Genomic DNA, 14,057 nt, shown 5'->3' with positions numbered 1-14,057 from the left:
GACGGACACGACTAGGACAGCTCGGCCAGATACTGCAGGACGAGGTTCGCCAGCCGGTCCGGATCCAGTTGGTCGCCGGGCACGTGCCGAGTCAGGTAGACGGCGTTGAGGAGTTGATCGGTGGCGAGCTCGCCGTGCTCCCGCCGGTCGAGGAAGGCGCGGACCAGTCGCCGCGCGCGGTCGTCCAGGTCGGCGCCGAGATGGGCCCGGACGATGTCGTCCAACCGGTCCTCGGCCGGCGGTCGCAGCTCCATCCGGACGCAGCGCCGCAGGAAAGCCGGTGGGAAGTCCCGTTCGCCGTTGCTCGTCAGGACCACGATGGGAAACGTCGTGCAGCGGACGTAACCGTTCTCCACCGTGACGCGGCGGCCGTCTGAGGTGCCGATCGTCACCTGCGGGACGGCCTCGGCGAGCCGGGACAGCTCCGGTATCTCGTACTCACCCTCCTCGAACGCGTTCAACAGGTCGTTGGGCAGGTCGATGTCGCTCTTGTCGATCTCGTCGACGAGCAGCACCCGTTCCCGCTCGCTCGGCGTCAGGGCGGTACCGAGCGGGCCGAGTCGCAGGAACCGCCCGACGTCCGGTGCATCCTGCTCGGCGCCGCGCAGGTTGTGCTCCTCGATGCGGCCGATCGCGTCGTAGTGGTACAGGCCGTCGCGGACCGTCGTCCGACTGGTGATCGGCCAGCGCAGGACCGGCCCCAGCCCCAACTCGTGCGCGATCGCGTACGCCAGGGTCGACTTGCCCACGCCCGGCTGCCCGGTCACCAGCAGCGGACGACGCAGGTATATCGCGGTGTTGACGAGGTTCAACGTCTCCTCGTCGGTCTGGTACGTCCGGGCCTGCTCGGGACGCTGCGTGCGATTCTGCGTGCCGTCGAAGGTCCGCCACGGGGGCGGGGGTGGCAGCCGGTCGATGCCGTCGTGCGGCTCGCCGCTTCCCCGGAAGACCCACCAGGTGTTCACGCGACCTCCGCTTCGTCGGGCGGCAGCATCTGTTGCCGGGGCGGACGCCGCCTCGGATCGTCCCAGAGCAGCACCAGATCTCGTCCCCAGTGTTCGTCGGCCGCCGCGGCCCGCCGCCGCAGTTCGAGGATCCGCTGGGGAAGCCCGTCGTGGCGGGTGTCCGCCAGCCAGCCCCGGAGCCCGTCCTGGAACAGCCGCACCGGGCAGGCGTCGTCGGCGCACTCCTGGCAGCGCGTGCCGCACCAGGTCAGGGCCGGCACACCTGCCGGAAGCGCCACCTCCAACACGACTCGCGACGGGGCGGCGTCGGGCGGGCCGGGGAGCGCGACGGCGGACAGGTGCGGCTGGCTGCCGACCCAGCCCCACATCGCCTCGTGGCCACGCCGATCTCCACAGGAGATCGAGGCCAGGCCGGAGCGGAGGAACTGCCGGGCTGTCGTGTTCCACCGCCGCTTGAGGAAGGCCAGGCTCTCGGCATCCTCCAGCCGTTCGAGGTCGCGGACCACGACGGCGTACTTGCTGCCCAGCGTCTCCCACCGGCGCGACCGCCACAGGGCCCAGGAGTGCACCGGCTCGTTGAGGAGTTCCTGCGGCAGGATGAACTCGACCATGATGTCCCGCTCGTGGGCGGCCAGGTGCCGGATCTGTTCGACGAGCGTGTCCTGCACCCGCTGCCTGGCGTCCGGCCACGGCACGGCTTCGAGATCGTCGATGACCGGCACGACGTGGTCGGCGTCCACGTAGCGCCACATGGTCACGTGGTAGCGCCGGTGGTTGTTGCCCGCCGGACGCAGCCGCACCATGACCGAGACCGGGTCGGTGACGGATGACTCGGTCAGCCGGTCCACGATCGGCGGGATGACGCCGAGGCGCCCGGTGCGGTACAACACCCAGTCGCGCAGCTCGGGTCGGTCGGTGTGCCGCCGGGCCAGGTCAGCGGCGTAGGTCAGCACCTGCGGCGGTTCGCCGGCGGGCGGTGCCACGAGGCCCATCAGATCTGCGGCGACGTCGCCGTAGTCGTGCTGCGGTGCGGACGGCGGTCGGGCCAGCGGCCCGGCCGACCGTGCGTAGTCCGTCCGGTGTTCCTCGCCCCGGATCTCGGGCAGCGTGGCGAGGATGCCCCGCAGTTCCCGCTCCTCCCTCGGCGTGACGTACGTGACGGAACGCTCGGCGTCGAACATCGGGCGGTGCTCGTTGTCGGGATGACGGTGGTGGTGCAGGTCGTGGGCCCGCCACAGCTGCCGGTGGATGGCCGGGTCCAGGTCGCGCAGGCCGACCAGGGGGACGACGAAGCCGCCTCCCTGCTCCCGCTTGGCCTTGATGACTCCCCAGACGCCTCCGCTGTCCGGGTCGAGGACAGGCCCACCCGACATTCCCTGGGTGACGTCCTCGTGCGAGATCTTCAGCAGCGTGCCGGGCGGGAACGCGTGCCGCCCGGTGAGATGCAGCAACCCGACGGCGGGCTTCAGCGACGGCGCCAGGGTGCTCGAGTAGCCGGCGCCGAAACAGGGACGCCCCAGGCTCGGCATCCGGGTGGTGAGCCAGACGCACGGGTGTTCGGTCAGGCTGTCGAGGTGGATGACGGCGAGGTCCGGCCACGGCCACAGTGCCGCGCCGGTCGGCGCCGCGGAGGCCGCCCGCACCGTGCCGGCGTGGGGAAGACCCCGCCACCGCACGGTGACCCGGGTCGCGGTGGGGCCGGCGACGTGGGCGCAGGTGAGCACCGTGCCGGGGGCGACGAAGAAGCCGCTGCCCGGAAGACGTCCGTCGACCTGCACGAGACATTCGGTGAGATGGCCTTCGGCCCAGGCCGTCACCGCGTTCGACACCGGTGCGGGCTCAGTCGGCGGCGGCATCCGGAACCGTCGCGGGGGCCGTCCAGGTGAGCGTGACCTTCAGCGCCGCCTTGACGGCCGATCCGGCGATCGCGGCAACCAGGCCCTGGGCGCCGACCTCCAGGTCGAGACCGAGCTCCACCGAGACGTTGTCCGGTCGTGCGGCCCGCACCCCGTTGCGGACGTTGGTGGCCACCGCGGTGAGGGTCTCCGACAACCCGGTCAGCGGCAGCAGCCGCGCGCCGAAGCCGACGTCGCTGACCCCGTTGGTCTCGATCGCCGCCCACGCGACCTGACCGTCGGGTAGCTCGACCTGGACAATTTCCCGCACGCTTCGCCCCTTCGCCTGACGAATTGAAGGGTGAAGGATATTAGCGAGAGGCGACAATGTGACGGTCTCACGTTTGTCTGACTTCTGACTGTTCCCGTTGACCGCGAGCGTCTTTCCCGATGGTCGGGGGCGCGGCCGGCCGCGGCGCCGCCACGGCCGGGCGGCGCATCTCGCGCCACGGGCCGCCGAGCAGCGGGGTCAGCACCACCAGCAGGTAGCAGGCGCCGATGGTGAGCAGCGTGGGCGTGGTGCCGAACCGGTCGGCGGCCAGCCCGGCGCCCAACGCGCCCAACGGCATCGCCGCCCAGGCGCCGGCGCCGATCACCCCGTACACCCGGGCCCGCATGGCCGCCGGCACCCGCTCCAGCTCCACCGCGCCCATCAGCGGGTTGAGCGCGCCGGCGGCCAGCCCGGCCACCGCGACGACCGCGACCACCACCGGCAACGGCGGCGCGGCGGCGAGCGCCCACAGCGGCGGCGCGCCGCAGACCGCGTACGCGGTGACGAACGTGGCCCGGCGGGGCAGCCGGTGCCCGATCGCGCTGAACACCAACGAGCCGATCAGCGCGCCGCCGCCCATGACGCCGACCAGCAGGCCGAACGCGGCCGGCCCGCCCAGCTCGCGGTCGGCCACCACCGGCAGCAGCACGTTGCTCTTGGCCGCGTCGAACAGGTTCGTGACCAGCACCAGCAGCACCATGGCGCGCAGCAGCGGCTCCCGGGCCAGGAAGCGCAGCCCGGCGGCGAACTGCCGCCAGTAGCCGCCGGCCTCCGGCTCGGCCTCCTCGGTGGACGGGCGCAGGCCGCGCGGCACCAGCAGCGTCACGACCAGCGCCGAGACGGCGAACGTGGCCGCGTCCACGGCCAGCACCGGCAGCGCGCCCAGCACGCCGACCAGCAGACCGGCCACCGGCGCGCCGATCATGCGCGCGCCCCGCGACGTCGCCTCGTGCCAGCCGATCGCCCGCTCGATCGGCACCCCGGCCGCGGTCGCCGCCTCCGGCAGCAACGCGGTGCGGGCGGTCTGGCCCGGTGTGTCCAGCAGCCCGCTGACGAAGACCAGCGCCAGCAGCGCCGGGAACGGCAGGCCGACGGTGGCGTGCAGCAGCGGCACGGCGGCGACCGTCACGCCGGAGACCACGTCGGCCAGCACGCTGGACCGGCGGAAGCCGATCCGGTCGACCAGCACGCCGCCGAACGCGCCGCCGAGCACCACCGGTGCGGTGGCGAACGCGCCGGCCAGCCCGGTGGCCGCCGGCGAGCCGGTCTCGGCCAGCACGTAGAGCGGCAGCGCGATGAGCGTCAGCACGTTGCCGGTCAGCGAGACGGCGTGCCCGATCAGCAGCCCGGCCAGCGGCCGGCGGTCCCGGGTCACTGCGGCCCCCGGTAGGCCTGCCAGATCAGGGTGACCATCTCCGCGCCCGGCCGGCCGGACGCGCCGCGCGCCTGCCAGCGTCGGCCCAGCTCGGACAGCTCGTCGCGCAGCTCGCCCAGCTCGTCGGGGGTCAGGTGCAGCACGGTGTCGCTGCTGGTGGTGCCGCGCACCCAGGCCAGGTCGAGGCTCGCCTCCGACTCCAGGTACGCCTGGTAGCGGGCCACGTACCGCTCCATGGCGGCGCGGCGCAGCAGGTCGCCGGCGAGCCGGCGTTCCGGGTCGTCGAGCAGCTCCACCGGGTCCCAGTCGGTGGTGGCGTGCGCCGCCCGCCACCACCGTTCGCGGCGGTCGCGGGCCAGGTCGGGGGCCTCGGTCACGAAGCCGTGCTCGGCCAGCTTGCCGACGTGGTAGCTGACCGAGCCGACCGCCTCGCCGGTGCGCTCGCTCAACATGCCCACGGTCTGCGGGCCACGCAGGCGCAGCTCGCCCAGCAGCCGCAGCCGGGTGGGGTGGGCCAGCGCCCGCATGGCCCGTGGGTCGGTCAGGTGCACGTGGTTCGGCCGGTCCGCCATGCCGCCACGCTAGACCGACAAGAGATGAAGTACAAGATGTCTTGTCTTAGTCGAGGCAGAACTCGTTGCCCTCCGGATCGGCCAGCACCAGGTGCCCGGCGCCCAGCGGCGGAGCGGGCTCGTGACGGGCCACCCGGGTCGCCCCGAGCGCCACCAGCCGGTCGGCCGCCGCCTCCAGCGCCGCCATCCGGGCCGCCCCGGTCAGCCCGGGTGCGGCCCGCACGTCCAGGTGCACCCGGTTCTTGCCCCGTTTCGGCTCCGGCACCCGCTGAAAGAACAGCCGTGGCCCGGTGCCCTCGGGGTCGACCACGGCCGAGGCGTCGCCGTGCCGCTCCGGCGGCACGCCGAACGCGGTCAGCGCCTGCTCCCACGAGTCGAAGCCGTCCGGCGGTCCCTGCACCCGGTAATCGAGCGCCTCGGCCCAGAACGCGGCCAGTGCGGCCGGGTCGGCGCAGTCGAAGGTGAATTGCACGTCGAGGCCCATCGCGGCTCTCCTTCTGGTCGGGTCCCGGCCAGCCTTCCCGACGTAGCGGCCAGGAACTGACCGCGACCCGCGGGAACGTCATGTCCGGCGCGTCGCCGCCCGGCCCTTGAGCCGACGCCCCATCTCCCGGGCGATCTCCCGCTTGGCGTCCCGCTCGGCGAGCGCCTGACGCTTGTCGTACGACCGGCGCCCCCGGGCCAGGCCCAGCTCGACCTTGGCCCAGCCGTCGGCGAAATACATCGACAGCGGCACCAGCGTGACCCCGCCGTCGCGCAACTTCTCCAGGATCCGGGCGATCTCCACCCGGTGCAGCAGCAACTTGCGGGTGCGCTGGGGCGCGTGGTTCGTCCAGGTGCCGAAGCCGTACTCGGCGATGTGCAGCCCGTAGAGCCAGAGCTCGCCGTCGCGCTCCTGGGCGAACGCGTCGACGAGCGACACCCGCCCCTCGCGCAGCGACTTCACCTCGGTGCCGGCCAGCACGATGCCCGCCTCGTAGGTCTTGAGGATGTCGTAGTCGTGCCGCGCCTTCTTGTTCGAGGCGATCGCCTTGCGCCCGTTCTCCCTGGCCACGCCCCGCACGATACCCACCCCCACCACCCCACCCGCCCCCGCCGGGCCTATTTCACGGAAAGTGCGGCCACTCCACCCGCCATGGCCGCACTTTCCGTGCATCAGCGCGGGGGAGCGCTGGGCTTAACCGGAGGCGAAGCCTCCGTTAGCCCGGCGTTAGGACACGGCCGCCTACCGTGGCCCGGTCACATCCACAAGGGACACGGGGCCCTAGGAGGAGAAGTGTTCAACCGTCAACTCGCCCGACTCGCCGTCGCGATGCCGGGCGTGATCGCACTACTGGCGGCGGGTGCCACGCCGGGGTCCGCCGCCGTCGATCCGCCGGTCAACGACAACCTGGCCGGCGCGTCGTCGGTCGGCGCGCTGCCGTTCGTGGACGTCCAGGACCTCAGCGCCGCCACCGTGCAGGAGGGCGAGCCGTCGTCCTGCTTCGAGACCGACCGGACGGTCTGGTATTCGTACACCCCGACCGTGGACCGGCTGGTGACCGCCGGCGCCGGGCCGGACCACCTCGGAGTCGCGGTCTACACGGGCGACGCCCTCGACGTCCTCACGGAGGTCTCCTGCCGGTCCACCTACGCGGGGACGCCGGTGACGTTCCCCGCGCGGGCCGGCACCACGTACCTGTTCCGGGTCGGCGCCAACTACGTCGAGCAGACCACGTTCCGGCTGGACGTGGCGCCGGCGCCGGAGGTCGACTTCGACGTGGCCGAGGTGGAGTGGAGCGTCTTCGACGAGGTGGCGTTCTGGCCCCGCCTGTCCGACCCGGCCGGCCTGGGCATCGACCTGGGTTCGCTGCGCTGGGACTTCGGCGACGGCACCACCTCGACCGAGCAGTACCCCCGCCACCGCTTCACCGGCGACGGCGACCACCAGGTGCGGTTGACCGCGCGCACGGTCGACGGGCGCACCGCCTCGGCCACCCACACGTCGGTGGTCCGGACCCACGACGTGGCGGTCGTCAAGCTGAACACCCCCTCGACCGCCCGCGCCGGGCAGCGCGTCGGCGTCACCGTCGACGTGCGGAACACCCGTTACGACGAGAACGTCGAGGTCCGGCTCCACCGCAGCGGCCCGTTCGGGTACGAGGAGGTGGGCGTCGACACCCGCCCGGTGCCGGCGCGGAGCGGGAGCACGTCGTTCTCGTTCGCGTACACCGTGACGCCGCAGGACGCGGCGGCCGGCAAGGTCACCTTCCGTGCGGTGGCCGCGGTGCGGGACCACCGCGACGCGCTCCCGGCGGACAACGAACTGCTCTCCGCCCCGGTCCGGGTCCGCTGACGCGCGGGTGGCGGTGGGCGACTCCCGCACACCGCCACCCACCTCGGTCAGGCGGGCACCACCTCCGGCTCACGGGCGGCGTCGGCGCGGGCGGCCACCCAACCGGTGGTGATCAGCAGCAGCGCGGCGCAGTAGGTGCCCATCACCAGCAGGCCCGCGCCGGGCAGCTCGGTGCCGGCCGCGCCCACGCCGATGAGCAGGTCGGAGACGAGGAAGAACGCGCCGCCGGCCGCGACCCGCGCGGACACCCCGGTCGCGGCGGCGGCCATCAGGCACAGCGCCAGGCTGTAGCCGAGCACCGGCAGCCGCAGCGGCCCCAGCGTGCCCCACAGCAGCGCGTTCCCGGCCGCCCAGGCGAGCAGGTAGCCGGCCCACGCCGGCGCCGGCGGTCGGCCGTGACGCCGGAAGCCGGTCAGGAACGCGAGCTGCGCGACCAGGAAGAACCCCATGCCGGCCAGGAACGCGGCCGGTCCGGGCACGAGCAGCGCCACGTCCCCGGCGGTGGCGGCGACCAGACCGGTCGCCACCGCGTCCCACCGGCCCCGGCACCGCCAGAGGTACGCCAGCAGCACCGGCGCCAGCAGCGGCTTGGCCAGCCACTGGAGCACCGTCGAGTCGAGCGCCACCCCGACCAGCTCGACGGCGGCGACGAGCGCGAACAGGATCAGCCAGGAACGCCTCATCGGGCCGGCTGCCAGCCGGGACGGCCGAGCAGGTAGCCGAGCCGGTGCCGCCAGCAGGTGGCCCGGCGGACGTCGGACCAGATCGCGGCGAACTCGTGCGTCGCCACCCGCAGCGGGTTGTAGGTGCCGATGTTCTTCGTCAGCCCGTAGCGCACCGCGGCCCGCTCCGGCGCGAAGCTGCCGAACAGCCGGTCCCACACGATCAGGATGCCGCCGTAGTTGCGGTCCAGGTACTCGGTGTTCGAGCCGTGGTGCACCCGGTGGTGCGACGGGGTGTTGAACACCCACTCGATCGGCCGGGGCAGCCGGCCGACCCGCTCGGTGTGCAGGAAGAACTGGTAGAGCAGGCTGATCGACTGCTGGAGGAAGATCATCCAGGGCGGGATGCCGAGCAGCGCCAGCGGCAGCCAGAACGGCAGCGAGGTCATCGGCGTCCAGCTCTGCCGCAGCGCGGTGGAGAAGTTGTAGTGGACGCTGGAGTGGTGGACCACGTGGCTGGCCCAGAGCACCCGCACCTCGTGGTGGGACCGGTGGAACCAGTAGTAGGCCAGGTCGTCGGCGAAGAAGACGATCGCCCAGGTCCACCAGTCGCCGAGGGAGAGGTGCACCGGCGCGACCGTCCACAGCGCGGCGTAGAGGCCGACCGTGAGCAGCTTCCACGGGAAGCCGATGAGTTGGCTGCCCAGCCCCATCGACAGGCTGGTGGTGGTGTCGCGCAGCTCGTAGCCGCGTTCCTCGTCGTCGGGCAGGAAGCGGTAGGAGACCGCCTCGATCACGATCAGCAGCAGGAACGCCGGGACGGCGTACAGCACGGCGGGGATCATGCGCGCGCTTCCCTTCCGGGGGTGGGGGTGGGGGTGACCGGGGCGGTCAGCAGCGCCCGGGCCTGCCGGGCCGCCGCCTCGCCCCGGCCGGACGCGACCGCCGCGGCGAGCCGGCGGTGCCCGGCGACGTCGAGCAGCTCGGCGGCGCGGGCGTCCGGGGGGACGTCACCGACCGCGAACGTGCCGGCGACCAGGCTGTTGAAGGCCAACTGGTAGGCGGTGTTGCCGCTGCCCCGCACCACCAGCCGCCAGATGCGGATGTTCGCCTCGGCCATCCGGTCCAGGTCCGGCGCGAGCGCGCCGTACTCCTCGGCGGCCCGGACCAGCGCGGCGACCACCGCCTCGTCGCCGCGTTCGGCGCAGAGCCGGGCCGCGTCGACGCCGACGCAGGCCCGCATCTCCAGCATGTCGCGCACCAGCGTCTCGACCGGGAGTACGTCGCCGGAGCGGGCCAGCGACAGCGCCAGGTCGAGCCCGGCGTGCACCCGCCAGTCGAGCACCCGGGTCGCGCCGCCCTGGCTGACCCGGACCAGACCGAGCTGTTGCAGTCGGCGCAGCGCCTCCCGCACCGCGTGCCGGTTCACCGCGAACGCGGCGGCCAGCTCCCGCTCGCCGGGCAGCGTCTCGTCGGGCCGGTGGCGCCCGGACACGATGGCGTCGCGGAGCTGGCCGAAGACGTGGTCGGAGACCGAGGCGCGCGGCGCGGGGGTGAAGGCCATGGCCAGCAGTGTGGCCCCGGACACATCAACCCGTCAACTGGTTGGACCAGTTTGATTTCCCGGGCCGGCCCGGCCGGTGGGTACCGTCGCGGTCACGCCTCGTATCCTTTCCGCGGTAGGACCGCCACGGTGAAGGGAGTCGGTGTGAGCGACCGGGTCGAGACGTTGGAGTTCCAGGCGGAGGCGCGTCAGCTGTTGCAGCTGATGGTGCACTCGATCTACTCGAACAAGGACGTCTTCCTGCGTGAACTCATCTCGAACGCGTCCGACGCGCTGGACAAGCTGCGGCTGGAGTCGCTTGTCGACAAGGAGCTGTCGGCCGACACGTCCGACCTGCACATCGAGATTGAGACCGACGCCGAGGCCCGCACGCTGACCGTGCGGGACAACGGCATCGGCATGTCCCGCGACGAGGTGGTGGCGCTGATCGGCACCATCGCCAAGTCCGGCACCGCCGAGATGCTGCGCAAGCTGCGCGAGTCGAAGGACGCCGCCGCCTCGCAGGAGCTGATCGGCCAGTTCGGCGTCGGCTTCTACGCCACCTTCATGGTCGCCGACCGGGTGACGCTGCTGACCCGCCGCGCCGGGCAGACCGGTGGCACCCGGTGGGAGTCCACCGGCGAGGGCACCTACTCGGTGGAGGCGGTCGAGGAGGCGCCGCAGGGCACCTCCGTCACGCTGCACCTCAAGCCGGTCGACGCCGAGGACAACCTGCACGACTACGCCGCCGACCGGACCATCCGGGAGATCGTCAAGCGCTACTCCGACTTCATCGCCTGGCCGATCCGGATGACCGTCGACAAGCCCGGCGAGGACGGCGACACCACCCGCGAGGAGCAGACGCTCAACTCGATGAAGGCGCTCTGGGCGCGGTCCCGGGACGAGGTCGACGAGGCGGAGTACAAGGAGTTCTACCGGCACGTCGCGCACGACTGGGCGGACCCGCTGGAAACCATCCACATGCGCGGCGAGGGCACCTTCGAGTACGAGGCGTTGCTCTTCCTGCCCTCGCACGCCCCGGTCGACCTGTTCTCCCCGCAGGGCCGGCGCGGCGTGCAGCTCTACGTCAAGCGCGTGTTCATCATGGACGACTGCGAGGCGCTGATCCCGAACTACCTGCGCTTCGTCAAGGGCGTGGTGGACGCGCACGACCTGTCGCTGAACATCTCCCGCGAGATCCTCCAGCAGGACCGGCAGATCAGCGCCGTGCGCCGGCGGCTGGTCAAGAAGGTGCTCGCCACGCTCAAGGGCCTGCCCGCCGAGTCGTACCGCACGTTCTGGACCGAGTTCGGGCCGGTGGTCAAGGAGGGCCTGCTGGAGGACGCGGACAACACCGACGCGTTGCTCGACCTGGTCCGCGCCGCCTCCACCCACGACCCGGCCGAGCTGACCACGCTGCGCGACTACGTGGAGCGGATGAAGGACGGCCAGACCGAGATCTACTACGCCACCGGCGACAACCGGGCCACCATCGAGAACTCCCCGCACCTGGAGGCGTTCCGGGCCAAGGGCTACGAGGTGCTGATCCTCACCGACCCGGTGGACGAGGTGTGGGTCGAGCGGGTCGGCGCGTACGACGGGAAGACGCTGCGCTCGGTGGCCAAGGGCCAGGTCGACCTGGAGACCGAGGAGGAGAAGGAGAAGGCCGAGGCGGAACGGCAGGAGTACGCCGAGCTGCTCACCTTCCTCGGCGGCGCGCTCGCCGACAGCGTCAAGGAGGTACGCCTGTCCACCCGGCTGACCACGTCACCGGCCTGCGTGGTGGGCGACGCGTACGACATGACGCCGACGCTGGAGAAGATGTACCGGGCGATGGGCCAGGAGGTGCCCCAGGTCAAGCGCATCCTGGAGCTGAACCCGACCCATCCGCTGGTCACCGGGCTGCGCAAGGCGCACGGCGAGGGCGGCGACGCCGCCGCGCTGACCGAGACCGCCGAGCTGCTCTACGGCATGGCGCTGCTGGCCGAGGGGGGCGACCTCGCCGACCCGGCGCGCTTCACCCGGATCCTCGCCGACCGCCTCGCCCGCGGCCTCTAGAGGTGAAAGGAGGGGCCCCTTGTTAACGCCAGGCGTTAACAAGGGGCCCCTCCTTTCACAGCTGGCCGGGGAAGAAGCCGTAGCGGGCCAGCGGCTCGACGATCTGGTGCTCCTCGTACGACAGGTGCGACAGCAGCGTGTCGGTGAGCAGGTCCACCGCGTCCTGTAGTGCGGTGAAGTCGCCGGGGGAGCGGATCAGTTCCACCAGCGCCCGGTCCACGCTCTCCACCACGTCGTGGATCACCACGTGTTCCTCCGCCAGGCGGTCCAGCACCGGCGCCAGCCCGGCGTCGGCCCGGCGCAGGTGCGGGAAGATCGAGGCGTCCTCCAGCCCGTGGTGCTGGGTCACCACCGTGCAGTAGGCCGCGCAGTAGGCGCCCAGCGTCCAGTTGTTCTGCCGCATGGTCATCTCGTTCAGCGCGGCCCGCGCCCCACCGGGCGAGACCGCGCCGCGCCGGACCTGGTCGAGCAGGTCGCGCACCTGGGCCAGCTCCCGGCGCAGGTGGTCGTGCACGTCCACCAGGTGCTGCCCGGCCGCCTGCCCGCCGGCCGGGTAGACCTGACCGGCCGGCGCTGGCGGGGCGGCCGGCCGGGTCGACTCGTCCCAGGGGCGGCGCGCGCTCAGGCGTACCCCGGGGTCGGGGGTGGGGGTGACCGCGAGCGCGGTCGGACCGCCGGCCGCGGCCTGCTCCCCGGCGACGGCCCGGGCGCCGCTGCCGGGCGTGGTGCGCTCGGCGGCGACCAGCTCCCGCACCGCCGGCGCCACCTCCTGCGCGAACAGTTGGATGGCGCGTGGCTCGTCACCGGCGAGGATGAACGTGGTGATGCCGTGCGCCAGGGTGAGCCCGGCCAGCTCCTCCACCCACTGCTCCGGCGGGCCGGCGAGGAAGCCGGTCGACGAGCGGGCGAACGTGCCGGTCACGTTGAGCATCCGGCGGATCGCGCCCGGGTCCCGGCCAGCGGCCCGCGCGCCGTCGTCGACAAGCGCGTTGAGTGCCGGCAGGTCGTCCGGCCCGTTCGGCAGGTACGACAGCGACGGCAGCCAGCCGTCCGCGGCGCGGCCGACCAGCCGCAGCATCCGCGGCTTGTACGCGCCCACCCAGATGCCCACCGGATGCGCCGGGGCCGGCCCGCGTTTCGCCCCGACCACCCGGTAGTGCTCGCCGGGCAGGCGGATCATGTCGCGCCGGTCGGTGTCCCACACCTCGCGGATGACCCGGATCGCCTCGTCGAGCGCGTCGACCGCCGCGCCGGGGGAGAGCCGCCGCCCGCCGGCCGCCTCGATCCCGTCCCAGAACGCGCCCGCGCCGAGGCCCAGTTCGACCCGGCCGCCGGTGAGCAGGTCCAGGCTGGCGACGCTGCGCGCCAGCACCACCGGTTGGCGCAGCGGCAGGTTGAGCACGTTGCCGGCCAGGCGGATCCGGTCGGTGGCGGCGGCCACGTACGACATCAGCGTCCAGGTGTCCAGGAAGGCCGGCAGGTAGGGATGGTCCTGGAAGGTGACCAGGTCCAGCCCGGCCCGCTCGCAGAGCGTGGCGAGCGCCACCACCTGCTCGGGCTGCCCGGCGGCCGGCGTGAGGAAGCTGCCGAAGGCCAGCTCGGGTCCGTGGTCGGTCATCCACCCGCTCCTCGCGCGATCTTGTCCGGTCCCGCCCACGGTAGCGCCCCGCCGACGGCCCGGCCGGGCGTACACCCGTGCCACGACACGCCGGATCACCGGGAGTCTGTCCTGCTCCGCGGCATCGCCGCCGGAGCGGGGTGGCCGGTGACCGGGTTCCGTCGCCGCCGGTTGCTATGGTCACGGGTGCTTGGCTAAGACGTGAAGAAAGCGCGGATATGACCAACGATGCGTTCTCGGCCGCCGTGAGCCTCGACGAGCTGCTGACCCGCACGCAGCAGGCGTTGGCCGCGATGCGGTCCCGGGCCACCGTGCACGCCGACGGCGAGCCGGGCGACCTGCTGCGGGCCGAGGGCGCCGCGGCCGGCGGCCGGGTCCGCGCGGTCGCCGTCCAGGGTGGCCGGCTGCATTCCGTCGCGGTCGACCCGGAGCTGGCCGGCGAGCCGCTGGAGGCGCTCTGCGGGCACGTCGTCGCCGCCGTCAACGCCGCGCTCGCCGAGTTGGACGCTCAGGTCAGCGCCTCGGCCCGGGCGGACGCCGACGCGCTCGCCGCCCGGCTCGGCGGACTGCCCGACCAGGCGGAGCTGTTCAGCGCGACGATGCACGAGGTGGCCGCGCGGATCCGCCGCGACCGCGCCGCCGCGTCCCGCGCCGCCCGTCCGGACTGATCAGCGCCCCGCGCCGCCCGCCTGTCCGGCCTGATCGGCGGTCAACGTCCCACGCCGCTCGCCTGTCCGGCCTGATCGGCGGTCAACGTCCCACG

Annotated in this window: 14 protein-coding genes; 3 read left to right on the top strand and 11 right to left on the bottom strand. The window is 73.0% G+C overall.

Features of this window, described 5'->3' with window-relative positions; genetic code table 11:
• Positions 1-11: 11 nt before the first annotated feature.
• The 7 genes from OG767_RS17865 to smpB form a co-directional block, all read right to left on the bottom strand.
• Positions 12-965 (bottom strand): AAA family ATPase, encoded by a 954-nt coding sequence (locus tag OG767_RS17865; RefSeq protein ID WP_405089592.1) that lies wholly within the window; start codon positions 963-965, stop codon positions 12-14.
• Positions 962-2,743, bottom strand: coding sequence for a trypsin-like peptidase domain-containing protein (locus OG767_RS17860; protein WP_405089591.1), 1,782 nt, complete (start codon positions 2,741-2,743; stop codon positions 962-964). The genes OG767_RS17865 and OG767_RS17860 overlap by 4 nt, the downstream gene beginning before the upstream one ends.
• 61 nt (positions 2,744-2,804) lie before the next feature.
• On the bottom strand, positions 2,805-3,131 hold the full coding sequence (locus OG767_RS17855; protein ID WP_405089590.1) for a CU044_2847 family protein: 327 nt from the start codon (positions 3,129-3,131) through the stop codon (positions 2,805-2,807).
• A 67-nt stretch (positions 3,132-3,198) separates the two neighbouring features.
• Positions 3,199-4,506 carry an MFS transporter gene (locus OG767_RS17850; protein WP_405089589.1) on the bottom strand — a complete coding sequence of 436 codons (1,308 nt, stop codon included), beginning with the start codon at positions 4,504-4,506 and terminating at the stop codon, positions 3,199-3,201.
• Positions 4,503-5,078: a helix-turn-helix domain-containing protein gene (locus OG767_RS17845; protein ID WP_281941542.1), complete on the bottom strand. Its 576-nt coding sequence runs from the start codon at positions 5,076-5,078 to the stop codon at positions 4,503-4,505. Before OG767_RS17845 ends, OG767_RS17850 begins: the two co-directional genes overlap by 4 nt.
• 46 nt (positions 5,079-5,124) lie before the next feature.
• A complete protein-coding gene (locus OG767_RS17840; RefSeq protein ID WP_405089588.1) occupies positions 5,125-5,562 on the bottom strand; it encodes a VOC family protein in 438 nt (145 codons plus the stop codon).
• A 78-nt stretch (positions 5,563-5,640) separates the two neighbouring features.
• Complete coding sequence (gene smpB, locus OG767_RS17835; protein ID WP_405089587.1) at positions 5,641-6,132, bottom strand: SsrA-binding protein SmpB; 492 nt, start codon at positions 6,130-6,132, stop codon at positions 5,641-5,643.
• A gap of 222 nt (positions 6,133-6,354) precedes the next feature.
• Here smpB and OG767_RS17830 point away from each other — a divergent pair, with 222 nt between their 5' ends.
• Positions 6,355-7,413 (top strand): PKD domain-containing protein, encoded by a 1,059-nt coding sequence (locus OG767_RS17830; RefSeq protein WP_405089586.1) that lies wholly within the window; start codon positions 6,355-6,357, stop codon positions 7,411-7,413.
• A 47-nt stretch (positions 7,414-7,460) separates the two neighbouring features.
• On the opposite strand, the gene OG767_RS17825 is transcribed toward OG767_RS17830, so the two are convergent.
• Genes OG767_RS17825 through OG767_RS17815 form a run of 3 tightly spaced genes read right to left on the bottom strand, consistent with a single transcriptional unit; the run spans position 7,461 to position 9,639 of the window.
• Positions 7,461-8,096: a lysoplasmalogenase gene (locus tag OG767_RS17825; RefSeq protein WP_405089585.1), complete on the bottom strand. Its 636-nt coding sequence runs from the start codon at positions 8,094-8,096 to the stop codon at positions 7,461-7,463.
• Entirely contained in the window at positions 8,093-8,920 is an 828-nt protein-coding gene (locus tag OG767_RS17820; protein WP_405089584.1) for a sterol desaturase family protein, read from the bottom strand. Before OG767_RS17820 ends, OG767_RS17825 begins: the two co-directional genes overlap by 4 nt.
• Positions 8,917-9,639 (bottom strand): FadR/GntR family transcriptional regulator, encoded by a 723-nt coding sequence (locus tag OG767_RS17815; protein ID WP_405089583.1) that lies wholly within the window; start codon positions 9,637-9,639, stop codon positions 8,917-8,919. The genes OG767_RS17820 and OG767_RS17815 overlap by 4 nt, the downstream gene beginning before the upstream one ends.
• A gap of 144 nt (positions 9,640-9,783) precedes the next feature.
• Here OG767_RS17815 and htpG point away from each other — a divergent pair, with 144 nt between their 5' ends.
• Entirely contained in the window at positions 9,784-11,676 is a 1,893-nt protein-coding gene (gene htpG / locus OG767_RS17810) for a molecular chaperone HtpG (protein ID WP_405089582.1), read from the top strand.
• Positions 11,677-11,731: 55 nt separating this feature from the next.
• Here the strand turns inward: htpG and OG767_RS17805 are convergent, their stop codons facing one another.
• Positions 11,732-13,294: an LLM class flavin-dependent oxidoreductase gene (locus tag OG767_RS17805; RefSeq protein ID WP_405089581.1), complete on the bottom strand. Its 1,563-nt coding sequence runs from the start codon at positions 13,292-13,294 to the stop codon at positions 11,732-11,734.
• 218 nt (positions 13,295-13,512) lie between these two features.
• Between OG767_RS17805 and OG767_RS17800 the strand changes: the two genes are divergently transcribed.
• Positions 13,513-13,962: a YbaB/EbfC family nucleoid-associated protein gene (locus tag OG767_RS17800; RefSeq protein WP_405089580.1), complete on the top strand. Its 450-nt coding sequence runs from the start codon at positions 13,513-13,515 to the stop codon at positions 13,960-13,962.
• Positions 13,963-14,057 lie beyond the last annotated feature (95 nt).

Source organism: Micromonospora sp. NBC_01392 (assembly GCF_045040125.1).
Lineage (GTDB): Bacteria > Actinomycetota > Actinomycetes > Mycobacteriales > Micromonosporaceae > Micromonospora.
This window is presented reverse-complemented; position numbering and strand designations above follow the sequence as displayed.